The organism is Pseudomonas sp. P1_A1, assembly GCF_056406935.1.
Window position 1 is genome coordinate 1 of the sequence record NZ_JBFTZE010000018.1, and the last position, 13,101, is coordinate 13,101.

Annotated in this window: 12 protein-coding genes; 3 read left to right on the plus strand and 9 right to left on the minus strand. The window is 60.7% G+C overall.

Going from position 1 to position 13,101, the window contains the following annotated elements; translation table 11 throughout:
• Nucleotides 1-64: 64 nt before the first annotated feature.
• The gene (locus AC1D2Q_RS22775) at nt 65-991 is read right to left on the minus strand and encodes a universal stress protein (RefSeq protein ID WP_477814606.1); all 927 of its coding nucleotides are present in this window, start codon (nt 989-991) and stop codon (nt 65-67) included.
• Between the two features lie 92 nt (nt 992-1,083).
• Entirely contained in the window at nt 1,084-2,007 is a 924-nt protein-coding gene (locus AC1D2Q_RS22780) for a LysR substrate-binding domain-containing protein (protein WP_477814607.1), read from the minus strand.
• A 235-nt stretch (nt 2,008-2,242) separates the two neighbouring features.
• Between AC1D2Q_RS22780 and AC1D2Q_RS22785 the strand changes: the two genes are divergently transcribed.
• Both AC1D2Q_RS22785 and cuyB read left to right on the plus strand, forming a co-directional pair.
• On the plus strand, nt 2,243-3,535 hold the full coding sequence (locus tag AC1D2Q_RS22785) for a dicarboxylate/amino acid:cation symporter (RefSeq protein WP_477814608.1): 1,293 nt from the start codon (nt 2,243-2,245) through the stop codon (nt 3,533-3,535).
• Nucleotides 3,536-3,546: 11 nt separating this feature from the next.
• The gene (gene cuyB / locus AC1D2Q_RS22790; protein ID WP_477814609.1) at nt 3,547-5,046 is read left to right on the plus strand and encodes a cysteate racemase; all 1,500 of its coding nucleotides are present in this window, start codon (nt 3,547-3,549) and stop codon (nt 5,044-5,046) included.
• Here cuyB and AC1D2Q_RS22795 read toward each other — a convergent pair.
• The 3 genes from AC1D2Q_RS22795 to AC1D2Q_RS22805 form a co-directional block, all read right to left on the minus strand.
• Nucleotides 5,043-5,429 (minus strand): DUF488 domain-containing protein, encoded by a 387-nt coding sequence (locus tag AC1D2Q_RS22795; protein ID WP_477814610.1) that lies wholly within the window; start codon nt 5,427-5,429, stop codon nt 5,043-5,045. The genes cuyB and AC1D2Q_RS22795 overlap by 4 nt on opposite strands.
• A 9-nt stretch (nt 5,430-5,438) precedes the next feature.
• A complete protein-coding gene (pcsA, locus tag AC1D2Q_RS22800) occupies nt 5,439-6,161 on the minus strand; it encodes a phosphatidylcholine synthase (protein WP_477814611.1) in 723 nt (240 codons plus the stop codon).
• 197 nt (nt 6,162-6,358) lie between these two features.
• Nucleotides 6,359-6,724, minus strand: a complete 366-nt coding sequence (locus AC1D2Q_RS22805; RefSeq protein ID WP_018928044.1) for a VOC family protein — start codon at nt 6,722-6,724, stop codon at nt 6,359-6,361.
• Nucleotides 6,725-6,832: 108 nt separating this feature from the next.
• Here AC1D2Q_RS22805 and AC1D2Q_RS22810 point away from each other — a divergent pair, with 108 nt between their 5' ends.
• Complete coding sequence (locus AC1D2Q_RS22810; RefSeq protein ID WP_477814612.1) at nt 6,833-7,624, plus strand: tellurite resistance TerB family protein; 792 nt, start codon at nt 6,833-6,835, stop codon at nt 7,622-7,624.
• Nucleotides 7,625-7,745: 121 nt separating this feature from the next.
• On the opposite strand, the gene hglS is transcribed toward AC1D2Q_RS22810, so the two are convergent.
• From hglS to glcD, 4 genes are all read right to left on the minus strand, one after another.
• Entirely contained in the window at nt 7,746-9,137 is a 1,392-nt protein-coding gene (hglS, locus tag AC1D2Q_RS22815; protein WP_477814613.1) for a 2-oxoadipate dioxygenase/decarboxylase HglS, read from the minus strand.
• A gap of 129 nt (nt 9,138-9,266) precedes the next feature.
• Nucleotides 9,267-10,484 carry a glycolate oxidase subunit GlcF gene (gene glcF, locus AC1D2Q_RS22820; RefSeq protein ID WP_477814614.1) on the minus strand — a complete coding sequence of 406 codons (1,218 nt, stop codon included), beginning with the start codon at nt 10,482-10,484 and terminating at the stop codon, nt 9,267-9,269.
• A 1-nt stretch (nt 10,485) separates the two neighbouring features.
• Nucleotides 10,486-11,535 carry a glycolate oxidase subunit GlcE gene (gene glcE, locus AC1D2Q_RS22825; protein ID WP_305412032.1) on the minus strand — a complete coding sequence of 350 codons (1,050 nt, stop codon included), beginning with the start codon at nt 11,533-11,535 and terminating at the stop codon, nt 10,486-10,488.
• Nucleotides 11,535-13,034, minus strand: coding sequence for a glycolate oxidase subunit GlcD (gene glcD / locus AC1D2Q_RS22830; RefSeq protein ID WP_477814615.1), 1,500 nt, complete (start codon nt 13,032-13,034; stop codon nt 11,535-11,537). Before glcD ends, glcE begins: the two co-directional genes overlap by 1 nt.
• Nucleotides 13,035-13,101: the final 67 nt, after the last annotated feature.

The window sequence follows — 13,101 nt, forward strand, 5'->3', positions numbered from 1 at the left end:
ATCGCAGCCTGCGGCAGCTCATCGCAGCCTGCGGCAGCTCCTACGGGGACCGTGTGCGTTGTAGTCACTCATCCAGTGACTCGGTATACACCACCCACACGCTGCATGGCATTTTGTACAGCACATGCTCTACCGTGCTGCCGATCAACCGGCCCATGCCGCGATGGCCGATCCGGCCCATGACGATCACATCCACATCATGGGTCTCGGTGTAGTGGGTCAGTACCTTGGTGGGGTTGCCCATGATCATGTGCCGCTGCTCCGGCGCGATGCCGTTGCGCGCGGCCAGCTCGTTGAACGCATCCTCCTGGAGGTCGAACAGGGTCTTGATCTGGCCTGAAGAGAAAAGCGCCGAACCGTTATAGAAGTTGAACTCATCCGCGCTGATGGCTGAAAGGTCACAGGCGTAGACCACATCGAGCTCGGCATTGCAGGCGCTCGCCAGTTTCGATGCTTCGTGAAGGATTCGGTCGTTGAAACTTTTGTAGTGATCATCGCGATGAAGCGGGTCGACCGCCGCGACGATCTTGCGCGGCAACGCGCGAGTGGCGTGGCTGACGAAATGCAGCGGCACCGGGCATTCGCGCAGCAAATGCACATCGAGGGGCGTAAACACCAGCCGCGACAGCCGCGATTGATGCTCCAGCGCCTTGATCAGCACGTCCATCGGCTGCTCTTTGAGGTGAATCAGGATTTCCTCCAGCGGATGCTCGACCCAGGCCACCTCGGTGGTGACGTGTACACCGATCTTGCGCAAGGGATGGGCCTGTTCCTCAAGCCACTGGCGGTGACGCTCGACGTAGCCCAGGCGCATCTGTTCCAGGGCTTTTTCGTTGACCAGGCTGGCGGTCGCCAGACCTTCCAGATAGTCGAAGGCCACGATGTGCAGGGCCGCCCCCTCGGCCTTGGCCAGCATCGCGGCCCGGTCGAAGGCGGGGCTGTGTTCCATCAGCGGTGAGGCGACCAGCATGAAGCGTAATTCACCAGACATGACAAACCTCCCGTGGGTAAGCGAGCAGACGGTGGTCGTTCAATACATCTCGATCTTTTCATTATTGACCATGATCTACCCCACGTCCGGTTCTAATGTGGGAGCGGGCTTGCTCGCGATGCGGTCTCAAGCGTCTTCCAAAGGTCGCGCATCGTCGGGTTCTGATTGGCGATCGAACAATACGAACGTATCTCCAGCCGGGTCTTCCACTCATCGCCGCCGGCCAGCACCAATTGCCCTCGCTCCAGCTCATCGGTCACGGCGCTCAGGGGCAGCCAGGCAACGCCGTAGCCCTCGATCGCCATTCTCATCAGCAACATGGCCATGTCCGCCTCAAAGCAACGATCAAGCACGCAAGCAGTCGGTGCATTCTTGATGACGATATCGGCCACGCGGCCCAAAAAAGTGGTCGCGGTATAGGCCAGGTGCGGTACTGGCTTGGCGGCCGTCCCCGGCAGCCGATGCAACGGTTTGCCGTTATTGTCCGGCGCGCACAGTGGAACGAACGAATCATGCCCCAGGGTCAAACTGCCGAACTTCTCGGGGTCGAGCTGGATCGGGGCGAGGGGATGGTGGTAGACGATCATCAAATCGCAGCTGCCTTCCTCCAGCGCAATCACCGCATCGTGGATATTCGCGGCCACCACGCGAGCATTGAAGGGCTCATTCTGCTGTTGAAACTGGGTGAGCCATTTAGGCAGGAAGGTCATTGAAAGACTGTGCCCGGCGGTGACCTGAATCGAGCGCCCCGGCATTCGTTCGCCTTCGCGAAGGGCCAGGCGCAATTGCAACAACGCCGACAGTGCCTCGCGCCCCTCTTCACAGAAGCTGCGGCCCGCTTGAGTCAGCTGGACAGGATAAGTGCCGCGATCCACCAGTTCGGCGCCCACCCATTCCTCAAGTGAACGAATCCGCCGGGACAACGCGGACTGCGTGACGCAACGCACTTGCGCCGCTCGGGAAAAGTTCTTCCATTCGGCAATCGCCAGAAGATCGTCCAACCATTTGGTTTGCATGCTGGCTCCTCATTGCGTCTCTGGCGAAGAGTTTACTGCGGTGCAATGGCGTCATTGAGGGTATTTCGCAAACTATTCCAAAAACGCATCAGCCTATGGTGATTACTCATCATCCGGCGTGAATGGCGTCCTTAGAATCGGTGCCACAACCCCGCTGCCGCAGAGCATCGGGGGCACTTCAATCTTGTCTCCTGCCAAGTAAAAAGACCTACAAAACCACTTGAGGAAATGCACCGTGAAAAGAAACAGACTACCCCGCCAGATCGCGATGGCTATCGCCTTGGGCGTCCTTGCAGGTTGGGCCTGCCATCATTTCGCAGCGGATGAGAAAGCCGCCAGAGAAATCGCCTCCTATTTCTCGATGGTGACGGACATTTTCCTGCGGTTGATCAAGATGATCATCGCGCCTTTGGTGTTCGCCACACTGGTCGGTGGTATTGCCAGCATGGGTAATTCCCGATCCGTAGGGCGGATCGGGGCGAGGGCGATGATCTGGTTCGTGTCGGCCTCAATCATTTCGCTGTTCATTGGCATGTTGCTGGTGAATGTGTTCCAGCCGGGCGCGGGTCTGGATCTGCACGTGACCCAAGGCGCGGCGGCGCCGGCCGTTGTCAGCACGGGTGACTTCAGCCTCAAGGTATTCATCAGTCACGTGTTCCCTCGAAGCATCGCTGAAGCCATGGCCAACAATGAGATTTTGCAAATTGTAGTGTTCTCGTTGTTTTTCGGCTTTGCGCTGGCGGGTATCAAGCGCGCTGGCTACACGAAGATCACCGACAGTATTGAAGAGTTGGGCAAGGTGATGTTCAAGATTACCGACTATGTCATGGCCTTTGCGCCAGTCGGTGTCTTTGCCGCCATCGCTTCGGCCATCACCACCCAAGGTCTCGGCTTGCTGGTCGATTATGGAAAACTGATTGCCGAGTTCTACCTGGGCATTGTGATTCTGTGGGGCGTGCTGTTCGCTGCCGGCTACCTGTTTCTGGGGCGTTCAGTCTTTACCCTAGGCAAGTTGATCCGCGAACCCATTCTGCTGGCATTCTCGACAGCCAGTAGTGAGTCCGCCTATCCAAAAACCATGGAAGCCCTGGAGAAGTTCGGCGCACCCAAGCGGGTATCCAGCTTCGTACTGCCACTGGGATACTCATTCAACCTCGACGGTTCGATGATGTATCAAGCCTTCGCCATTATGTTCATCGCCCAGGCCTACAACATTGATTTGAGCTTTACGCAGCAGCTGCTGATCTTGCTGACGCTGATGATTACCAGCAAGGGCATGGCGGGTGTTGCCCGGGCTTCGGTGGTGGTCGTGGCGGCGACGTTGCCCATGTTCAATCTGCCAGAGGCTGGCATTTTGCTGATTATCGGTATTGATCAGTTCCTCGATATGGCCAGGACGGCCACCAATGTGGTGGGCAACAGCATCGCCACGGCCGTGATCGCTAAATCCGAGCCTCTCGAAGAGCCGGACGACGTGCCGCAAACCGAGGTGTCCCCACTGCCTGTTCGCTCTGTAGCCACCGTCTGAGCGCTATCACCATGAAAACGAAATCAAAGCCATCCCGTGAGTCTTCATTGGTACACAAACTGGGCATCGTCGGCGGGCTTGGCTCACTGGCCGGCGGCGATCTTTTCTATAAGTTGGTGAAGTCCAGGGCGGTGCTGGAGGATCAAGGCCGCTATCACTTCCTGTTCGAGCAACACCCGTTCAAAGATGTGCTGATGCCGTTGGATCGAGGCGCGAGCATGACCTCCAGAAAGTTCTATGTTTTCCAGGTCTGTCAGACTTTCGAGGCCAGCGGGGTCAGCGCGATCGTACTGCCTTGTTTTGCCAGTCACACTTTCCGCGAAGAGATCCAGGAGGAGATAGGCATACCGGTTCTGGACATGATGGCCGCATTGCGCAGGCACATCGACCATGTTGTTGAACCCGGCACGGTATTGGGCATTCTCGCCTCAGACTATGTTCGCCACGCCGGTTTGTTCGAACGCTACTTCGGCTCCGACTTCAAACTCGTTTATCCAGGTGCTGACGAACAATCGGGGTTGATGGAAGCGATGTATGGCGTCAACGGCATCAAGGATGGATACCTTGACGGTGTGCCGCTGGAGTGTGTGTATCAGGCCTGCCTGTCGCTTCAGGAACAGGGGGCCACGATGGTCTTGCCGGGCATGACCGAGCTCTCGTTGGTCTGCGGCGACCTGCAGCGTCGGGGCATCACGGTGCTGGATATCAATGAGATTTATGCCGGCTTCGCGACCCAGCAGAAAGGTCAGTCGAATCGCCCACCCTTCAAGCTTGGGATCGTAGGCGGGGTGGGGCCTGCGGCAACGGTCGATTTCATGGGCAAGGTGGTTGCGCATACACCGGCCGGCCGTGACCAGGAGCACATCAAGATGGTGGTCGAACAAAACCCCCAGATTCCTGATCGCACCGCCAATTTGTTGAATGACGAAACTGATCCGACGATGGCGATGTATGCCACCTGCAAGCGGCTTGAAAGCGCAGGAGCCAATGCGATTGCGATCCCGTGCAACACCGCCCACGCATTCGTCGAGCGCATCCAGGCACACTTGCGCGTACCTATTGTGAACATGCTTGCCGAGACGGTAGAGGCCATCGTTCAGCGGTATGGCGCCGGGAAAACAGTGGGGCTGCTGGCGACGTCGGGCACGATCAAGAGTCAGGTCTACCACGAGGCGGCCCGGCGAGTCGGGTTGCACATAGTCGCCCCCGGGGTGGATTACCAGGCGCTGGTCATGGATGCGATTTATGGGTCGCTCGGGATCAAGGCCGGGTTCACCGAGGGCCTTTGCAGGGACCAACTCCTGATCGCCGCCGAGCACTTGTGTGAACTGGGCGCCGATGTGCTTATCCTGGGATGTACGGAGTTGCCGCTGGTGTTGCAGCACGGCGAGGCCTTCATGATCAAGGGGCATCGAGTGGCGTTGATCGACCCGACGACCATTCTGGCTATGAAGTGTATTCGGCTTGCCCGTGAACACTCGGGCGAGCGATCAAATTTGCATCTTGGCTAAACAATTTTTGCGCCACGAGCCTCCAGTAGCTCCCGTAATACAGAACGGTGGCAGTGCGCTTCGTCTTCGCAATAACACCCCACGGCCAGCGAGGTTTGATGGGAGAGGGCAGCCAGCAGGTCCAGCAGCTGACTGGGCGCGGGATGGTTCATCTCGGCCTTGAAGTTGCGCTTGAAGTTCTCCCAGGCTTTGGCATCTTCTGCCGCTTTGGCTTCGGCCACCAGTTCGGGGCTGGGGGACAGCAGCGGTTGCCACACATCATAGAAATCACGGCTGGCGAATTCGGCCTTCGGTACACCACGGGGCGGGCGGCGTACTGTGCCCAGGCGCAGGCCTTCATTCGCGGTGCGGGGTGAGCCGAGTCGTACGATATGGATAGGCATGATCGCCGCCTACTTGAGCCTTGAGCCGTCGAACCACTCCAGCGCCGTGCGCCAGATGCAGATCCCCAGGAAGTACGCCGACATCAGCAGCCACAGGCCCATCACCAGTGGATTGATGACCGGATGGTTGAGCACCAGCGACAAGCTGCACAGCAACCAGATGGCCGTCACGGCAATGTTGATCGGCATGAAGCGGCGCACGCGGAACGGGTGCAGGAATTTCATTCGGGTCACGGTCAACAGCGCCAGGCCGATCACGGTGAGCAATGTGATCCACGGCGACGGCTCGATGATGTACAGGCACAGCGCAACCACATTCCACGCGGCGGGGAAGCCCTGGAAGTAGTTGTCCTTGCTCTTCATGTTGACGTTGCAGAAGCAGAACAGCGACGACACCAGAATCAGCGACACGGTCAGCAGCAGGGTGTAGTCCGGCAACGGGATGTAACGGTAGATGAACAGCGCCGGGATAAACACATACGTCAGGTAGTCGATCACCAGGTCGAGGATCGAGCCGTCGAAACTTGGCAGCACCGATTGCACATTGACCTTGCGTGCCAGCGCGCCGTCCAGCCCGTCGACGATCAGCGCCACGCCCAGCCACAGCAGGCAATGGGTGGGCTGGTTCTCCAGCAGGGCGAGGGTCGCGAGGAAGGCAGTGACCACGCCGGTGGCGGTAAAACCATGGGCGCCCCATGCTTTGAGCCTGGCGATGTGTACGGTGGATATCACGGGGGCGTTCTCCAGAAAATGAAGCAAGCCAGTTATCACCCTGCTATTGAGGGCGTCGGCAAACCGGATCGGGTTGGAGGTATCGACCGGATTTTCGGGGATAAGGTTCACCACCTTTGAATCTTAGACGCCGCGCAAAAAAATACCCCGGAAATATCCGGGGTACGTCATGAGCGTTGTCTGCCTGTGTTGTCAGCTTAATGAGGAAAGAACACACGCAGCCGATGGCTATCCGGGTCAAGGGCGACGAAGGTGCGACCGAAGTCGAGTTCGGTCGGTGTTTGCAGCATGGTCAGCCCGAGAGCGCTCCACTTGGCAAACAGTGCATCGACCTGTTCGGCAGACTCCACCGGGAACGCCAGCTCGGTCCCGCCGCCCGTTACAGTCGTTGCAGGTTCGGCGGTATGCCGCGACCAGAGCCCCAGTTTATAGCCGTCGTCCAGGACAAACAGGGCGAAGGTCGGCGACTCTTCCACGGGCTTGCGCTCCAGCAGAAACTCATAAAACCGTGCACTGACGGCGGGGTTGTCCACGAAAAGCAAAATGAAACGGGGAGTGATCATGGGGTTGCTCCATTAGAAGGTGGACGCAGCATAAAAGGAGGCGCTGTCAGTTTCTGTCAGGAGTGTGAGCGGGCACCTGTTGAACGTCAGCCAGACGGGGTTGGCGTAATGTCCGGTGAGGACTATCGTTGCCTGACTGAGTTTCTGCCCATCAATGAGGACGTCGTGATGAACACCAGCGATTTGCTTGAGCAATTACTGCGGGCCGGCCAAGGCTCGTTGTCCCAACAAGGTGGTGGTGCGGCGTCGACTCAAGGCGGCTTGGGCGGCTTGGGCGATTTGGGTGGCTTGCTCGGTGGCCTGTTGGGTGGCAGCGCGAGTGGAGGTGCTGGCGGCGGAGGTCTGGGAGGTTTGCTCGGTGGTCTGTTGGGCGGCGGTTCCCCTTCGGGCGGTTCAAGCCAAACGCGCTCGGGCGGCACCAACTATGCGGCGTTGGCCTCTTTAGGGATGATGGCGTTCCAGGCCTATCAGGCATGGCAACGCAGCCAGGCCTCGGCACCCCAACAGGCGCCGCGTACCGTTGATCTGTTGTCCGGTCCGGAAATCGAAGACCACAGCCACGCCATCCTTCGCGCCTTGATCGCCGCCGCCAAGGCCGACGGCCGTATCGACGACGCCGAGAAACAAATGATCAGCACTGAAATCGGCCGCCATACCGACGACCCGCAACTGCAACAATGGCTCGATGACGAAGTCGCCCGGCCGCTGGATGCCGCCGATGTGGCGCAGTCCGCCCAGGACCCGGGCATGGCCGCCGAGATGTACCTGGCCAGCGTGATGCTGGTGGACGATCAGCAGGACGCCGAGCGCAATTATCTGGACGAACTGGCCGCTGCGCTGAAGATCGATCCAGAGCTGCAACTGCACCTGGAGCAACAGGCCAAGGGCGGTGCGGCTTAAAAGGTCGAAAACGTGCCGTGCCGGCAACGACGCGACGAACGACGGGGCGGCCCCTCCTGCATGAAATACGTATTCCTGCAGGAGCTGCTTCAGGGCTGCGATCTTTTCGCGGCCATAACGCCTAATCGGTAACCTTCAAGCCCAATGCTGCAAAACACTCTTCGATCGATCGCCGCTGCGTCTCGGCATACAAGCCCAACTCATCAATCGTCGACCGTCCCAGCGCCTTTTCGAACGCCTGTTGGTTCGAGTGCACACCATAGTGGGTTTGCGCCGCGTCCCCCAGGTTCGACTGAAAAATCCCCGCCGCACTGACCGGCAGGAAATCTTCGTACACCAGTGGTTCTACCCGCACATACCCGTCACGGAGCAAATCCTCCAGCGACGCGCCTTTCAGCCCATCCGCAGACAGGTCTTTTTCCGTCACGAAGTAGCGAAAGTACGCCAGTTCCTGTTGGCGCATTTCTTCAACGGTGTCAGGGAATTCGCCAAAGTGCTGCGTCATTAGCGCGTTGTAGCGTGCGGCATTGGCTTCGTTGGGGAACTCCTTGAGCTCATCCCGGGCAGCGTTGAGCAAGCGGTCGTAAAGCGCCCGGCCCTTAGGTGTGAGCGCTGCGCCGCGCTGTTCGATTTCACCGAAGCGGGCGCTGTGGCTGCCACGCATCTCGGCTTGATCGGTAAAAGCAATCGGCTCGTCCAGCGCCTTGAAACTGGTCTGACGCAGCAGAATCGGGCATTGGCGGCGGGGTGGGCCTTCGATCACCGCTTTGGGGGTAATGCCGTGGGCGGGCATTTGTGCCTGGACGATGTCGATGTCCAGGGTGCGCGGCGTCAAGTGGTTAATGTGCGGGCCTTTGAACGCCACCACGTCGGCGATCAGTCGATGCTGGGCGCTGAGTTGCTGGTACTGCTCGGCGGTGACGGTGGCGCTATGGTGCCAGCGGAAGGTTTCCAGGGCTTGTGCGACGAAGTCTTGCGCCTCGTATTCGGTCAGCCCTCCCTGGATTTCGGCGCGCTCGATGAGCGTCAGCGCGGCCGGGGTGAAGATTGAGCGCTGGTCGAGTACCGACTGGGCAAAGGCCCGCAGTTCGGCGTCTTCGATCAGTTCCAGGCGCAGTAGCGAGGTGAACACCCGGAACGGGCTGACCTGCAATGCCGCCTCATGCACGGCGCGGAATGCAGTGGAATGCACCGGCACGCCGGCCGGGGTCAGGTCGTAATAGCCCACCGGTTGCATGCCCATCACCGCGAACAGGCGGGCGAGGGTCGCCAGTTCAGTGGCGGTGCCGACGCGGATTGCACCGTGGCGTTCCAGGTCCAGCCGCTGGATTTCCCCGGTGCTGTGCAGCTGTCGGGCGATTTGCGGGTCGCTGTCCAGCACGTGGCGGTTGGTCTGTTCCACCAGTTCCATCAGCGCGCCGTACAGCGGCACTTCTTCGCGGTACATGTCGGACATCGCTTTGGAGAAGCGTTGGCGGATCAGGTCAGGGCTGACGAAATTCGGGTGGCTCATGAAAAAAATTCCTGGCGCAGTGACGTAACGGATGCCGGAAAAGATCGCAGCCTTCGGCGGCGCCGACAAACGAAGTTTCTGACGAACTTCATTCTGCCAAGGACTGTTCTTGCCACTCAGGCTGCTCGGTCAACGCAGCACTTGGTCCACCAATTCAATCCAGTGCCTGACTGGCGTGCGTCCCGCGCTGTTGAGGTGGCTCTGGCAGCCGATGTTGGCGGTGGCGATGACTTCTGGGTGGCCGCTTTCCAGGGCGTTGAGTTTGTTGTCGCGCAGTTGCCGGGCCAGCTCCGGCTGGGTAATCGAATAGGTGCCCGCCGAGCCGCAACACAAATGACTGTCGGGTACCGCTGTGAGATTGAAGCCCAACCGCGTCAACACGGCCTCGACCGCGCCGCCGAGTTTCTGTGCGTGCTGCAAGGTGCAGGGGCAGTGAAAGGCGATCCGCCGGTCGGTGGCGGCGCAGACCCGTTCCAACGGTTCATCGGCCAGCACTTGCACCAGGTCCAGGGCCATTTCGCTGACTCGCCGGGCCTTGGCCGCATAAACCGGGTCGCGCTCCAGCAGATGCCCGTAATCCTTGATGAATGCGCCGCAGCCGCTGGCGGTTTGCACGATGGCTTCGGCGCCGCTTTCCAGGTGCGGCCACCAGGCGTCGATGTTGCGTCGGGCGCGGTCCAGGCCCATGGCTTGGGCGTCGAGGTGATAGTCCAGCGCGCCGCAACAACCGGCTTCCGGCGCCGCAATCACGCTGATTCCCAGCCGATCCAGCACCCGCGCCGTCGCGGCGTTGGTGTTCGGTGACAGTCCGGGTTGTACGCAGCCTTCGAGCATCAACACTTGGCGCGCATGCCGAGGGACGGGGCGTTCGCCCGGAGCAGGGAGGTCGTGGGGTAACTTCGCCTCAACACCCCGTGGCAGCAACGGCCGGAAAGTGGCACCGATCTGCAGCAGGGTCTTGAACAGGTTCGGGTTCGGCGCCAATGCCCGCAGGCCCTGACGCAACAATCGTTGACTGGCCGGGCGTGGCACCGCTTGATCGATCACGGCGCGGCCAATGTCCAGCAGGTTGTGATAATCCACCCCGGACGGGCAGGTGGTTTCGCAGTTGCGGCAGGTCAGGCAGCGATCCAGGTGCAATTGGGCCTGTGCCGTGGCGGGGGCGCCTTCGAGCACTTGCTTGATCAGGTAGATGCGCCCGCGTGGCCCGTCCAGTTCGTCGCCCAGCAGTTGGTAGGTCGGGCACGTGGCGTTGCAAAAACCGCAGTGCACACAGGTGCGCAGGATCTTGTCCGCTTCTTCGGCGCGGGGCAGTTGGCGGGATTGTTCGCTGAGGTTGGTTTGCATATTAGAGTTCCGCGTACATCCGGCCGGGGTTGAACAACCCTTGCGGGTCCAGTTGCGCCTTGAGTTGCCGGTGATAGCGCAGCAGCGCCGGGGCCAGGGGCTGGAAAGGCGTTTCTGTGACGCCATGGCTGAAGCAGGTGGCATGGCCGCCGTGCTGCTGAGCCAGTGATTGAATGTTATCGGCTGCTGATTTCAACCAGCGTTGCGCGCCACCCCAGTCGATCAACTGCTCGCCGGGCAAGTCCAGTGGCCCGAGGTTATTGGGCAATGACAAGCGCCACAACGGCAGGCCTTCATTGAAAAAGTCTAGTCGTTGTTCGTTCAGGTCGGACCAATAGGCCGAGTCCAGCGGCTCGCCGCCGAGCCGTTGATGGGCCGCCGCGACCGAGCCTTCGCCGCCTTCCAGGCGCAGGTACAAACGCTGGCCATCGTGGCTGGCAGCGCTGATGGGCAGCGGTTGCTGGCCCCATTGCGCCAGATTGGCCAAGGCGCGGGCGCAGTCGATGTCCAGGCTGATGCTCAGGCATTGTCGGGGTTTGGGCAGCACCTTGAGCGAAACTTCAGTCAGCACCCCGAGGCAGCCGTAACTGCCGACCATCAGGCGCGACAGGTCATAACCGGCGACGTTTTTCATCACTTCGCCGCCAAAGCGCAGGTGAGTGCCCAGGCCGCTGATCACCCGCGTACCGAGGACAAAGTCGCGCACCGAACCGGACCATGGGCGCCGTGGCCCGGATAGCCCCGCGGCGATCATCCCGCCGACGGTGGCGCCTTCGCCGAACGACGGCGGCTCGCAGGGCAACATTTGCCCCGCGGCATCCAGCGCGGCAAACAGTTCGCTCAGCGGTGTGCCGGCGCGAACGCTGATCACCAGTTCCGTCGGGTCATAGCTGACGATGCCGCAGTGGGCGCGGGTGTCGAGCACTTCGCCGGCCACTTCACGGCCGAGAAACGCCTTGGTGTTCCCTCCCTGAATGCGCAGCGGCGTAGCGTTTTCCAGCGCCTGCCTGACCTGATCGAGCAGGGCTTCACTGGCATCGAAATCCGCCATCAGAAACGCTCCAGCTCAGGGAACGGCAGTTTTCCTGCGTGGATGTGCATCGCGCCGAATTCCGCGCAGCGGTGCAGGGTCGGGATGTTCTTGCCGGGGTTGAGCAGCCCCTGGGGGTCAAACGCGGCTTTCACCGCGTGAAACAGGGTCAACTCGTCACTGTTGAACTGTGCGCACATCTGATTGATTTTCTCCCGGCCCACGCCGTGCTCGCCGGTGATGCTGCCGCCGACTTTCACGCACAGTTCAAGGATCTTGCCGCCGAGGGCTTCGGCCCGTTCCAGTTCGCCGGGCTGGTTGGCGTCGAACAGGATCAGCGGGTGCATGTTGCCGTCGCCGGCGTGGAACACGTTGGCCACCCGCAATCCGTATTCTTGCGCCAGGCTGGCGATGCCCTTGAGTACGCCGGGCAGTTCGCGGCGGGGGATGGTGCCGTCCATGCAGTAGTAATCCGGCGAGAGGCGGCCGATGGCCGGGAAGGCGTTTTTGCGCCCGGCCCAGAACCGCACGCGCTCGGCCTCGTCCCGGGCCTGGCGTACCTCGCTGGCGCCGGCCTGTTGCAGCACCTCGCGGACTCGCTCGCAGTCGTCATGGACATCGGCTTCGACGCCGTCCAGTTCGCACAGCAGGATCGCTTCRGCCTCCACCGGGTAACCGGCGTGGATGAAATCCTCGGCGGCGCGGATCGCCAGGTTGTCCATCATTTCCAGGCCACCTGGGATGATTCCGGCGGCGATGATCTCGGCCACCGCGCGACCGGCCTTTTCCACGGAATCGAAACTGGCCAGCAGGACTTTGGCGACTTGGGGTTTGGGCAGCAGTTTGACCGTGACTTCGGTGATGATCCCCAGCAGGCCTTCGGAGCCGGTGAACAGCGCCAGCAGGTCGAACCCCGGCGCGTCCAGCGAGTCGGCGCCGAGGGTCAGGTGTTCGCCTTCAAGGGTCAGGATTTCGAGTTTCAGCAGGTTGTGCACGGTCAGGCCGTATTTGAGGCAATGCACGCCACCGGCGTTTTCCGCGACGTTGCCGCCGATGGAACAGGCGATTTGCGAGGACGGGTCCGGCGCGTAATACAAGCCGAAGGGCGCCGCTGCCTGGGATATCGCCAGATTGCGCACCCCTGGCTGGACCCGTGCGGTGCGGGCGGCAGAGTCAATGTGCAAGATGTTGTTGAACCGCACCATCACCAGCAACACGCCTTTGTCCAGCGGCAGCGCACCGCCGGACAACCCGGTGCCGGCCCCGCGCGCCACCACCGGCACGTTCCGGGCATGGCAGAGCTTGAGCAGTGCCTGCACCTGTTCAAGATGCCGGGGCAGGGCCACCAGCATCGGCGTGGTGCGATAGGCCGAGAGACCATCGCATTCGTAGGGCTTGAGTTCTTCCTCGCGCCAGAGGATGTCCAGGTCCGGCACCTCCTGTTGCAAGGCCTTGAGCAGCGCGGCCTTGTCGACATTGGGCAGAGCGCCGTCGATGCGTTCGTCGTAAAGAATGTTCATCAATCGCGCCTCGTATGAATCGCCGAGCATCCCCCCGAATTATCTGCCAAAAACCCCATAGCAACTG

Excerpts from the sequence above, each read along its gene's own strand:
- AC1D2Q_RS22775 (WP_477814606.1), bottom strand. The coding sequence starts at position 991 with ATGTCTGGTGAATTACGCTTCATGCTGGTCGCCTCACCGCTGATGGAA.
- AC1D2Q_RS22780 (WP_477814607.1), bottom strand. The coding sequence starts at position 2,007 with ATGCAAACCAAATGGTTGGACGATCTTCTGGCGATTGCCGAATGGAAG.
- cuyB (WP_477814609.1), top strand. The coding sequence starts at position 3,547 with ATGAAAACGAAATCAAAGCCATCCCGTGAGTCTTCATTGGTACACAAA.
- AC1D2Q_RS22795 (WP_477814610.1), bottom strand. The coding sequence starts at position 5,429 with ATGCCTATCCATATCGTACGACTCGGCTCACCCCGCACCGCGAATGAA.
- AC1D2Q_RS22805 (WP_018928044.1), bottom strand. The coding sequence starts at position 6,724 with ATGATCACTCCCCGTTTCATTTTGCTTTTCGTGGACAACCCCGCCGTC.
- AC1D2Q_RS22810 (WP_477814612.1), top strand. The coding sequence starts at position 6,833 with ATGTCCGGTGAGGACTATCGTTGCCTGACTGAGTTTCTGCCCATCAAT.
- hglS (WP_477814613.1), bottom strand. The coding sequence starts at position 9,137 with ATGAGCCACCCGAATTTCGTCAGCCCTGACCTGATCCGCCAACGCTTC.
- glcF (WP_477814614.1), bottom strand. The coding sequence starts at position 10,484 with ATGCAAACCAACCTCAGCGAACAATCCCGCCAACTGCCCCGCGCCGAA.
- glcE (WP_305412032.1), bottom strand. The coding sequence starts at position 11,535 with ATGGCGGATTTCGATGCCAGTGAAGCCCTGCTCGATCAGGTCAGGCAG.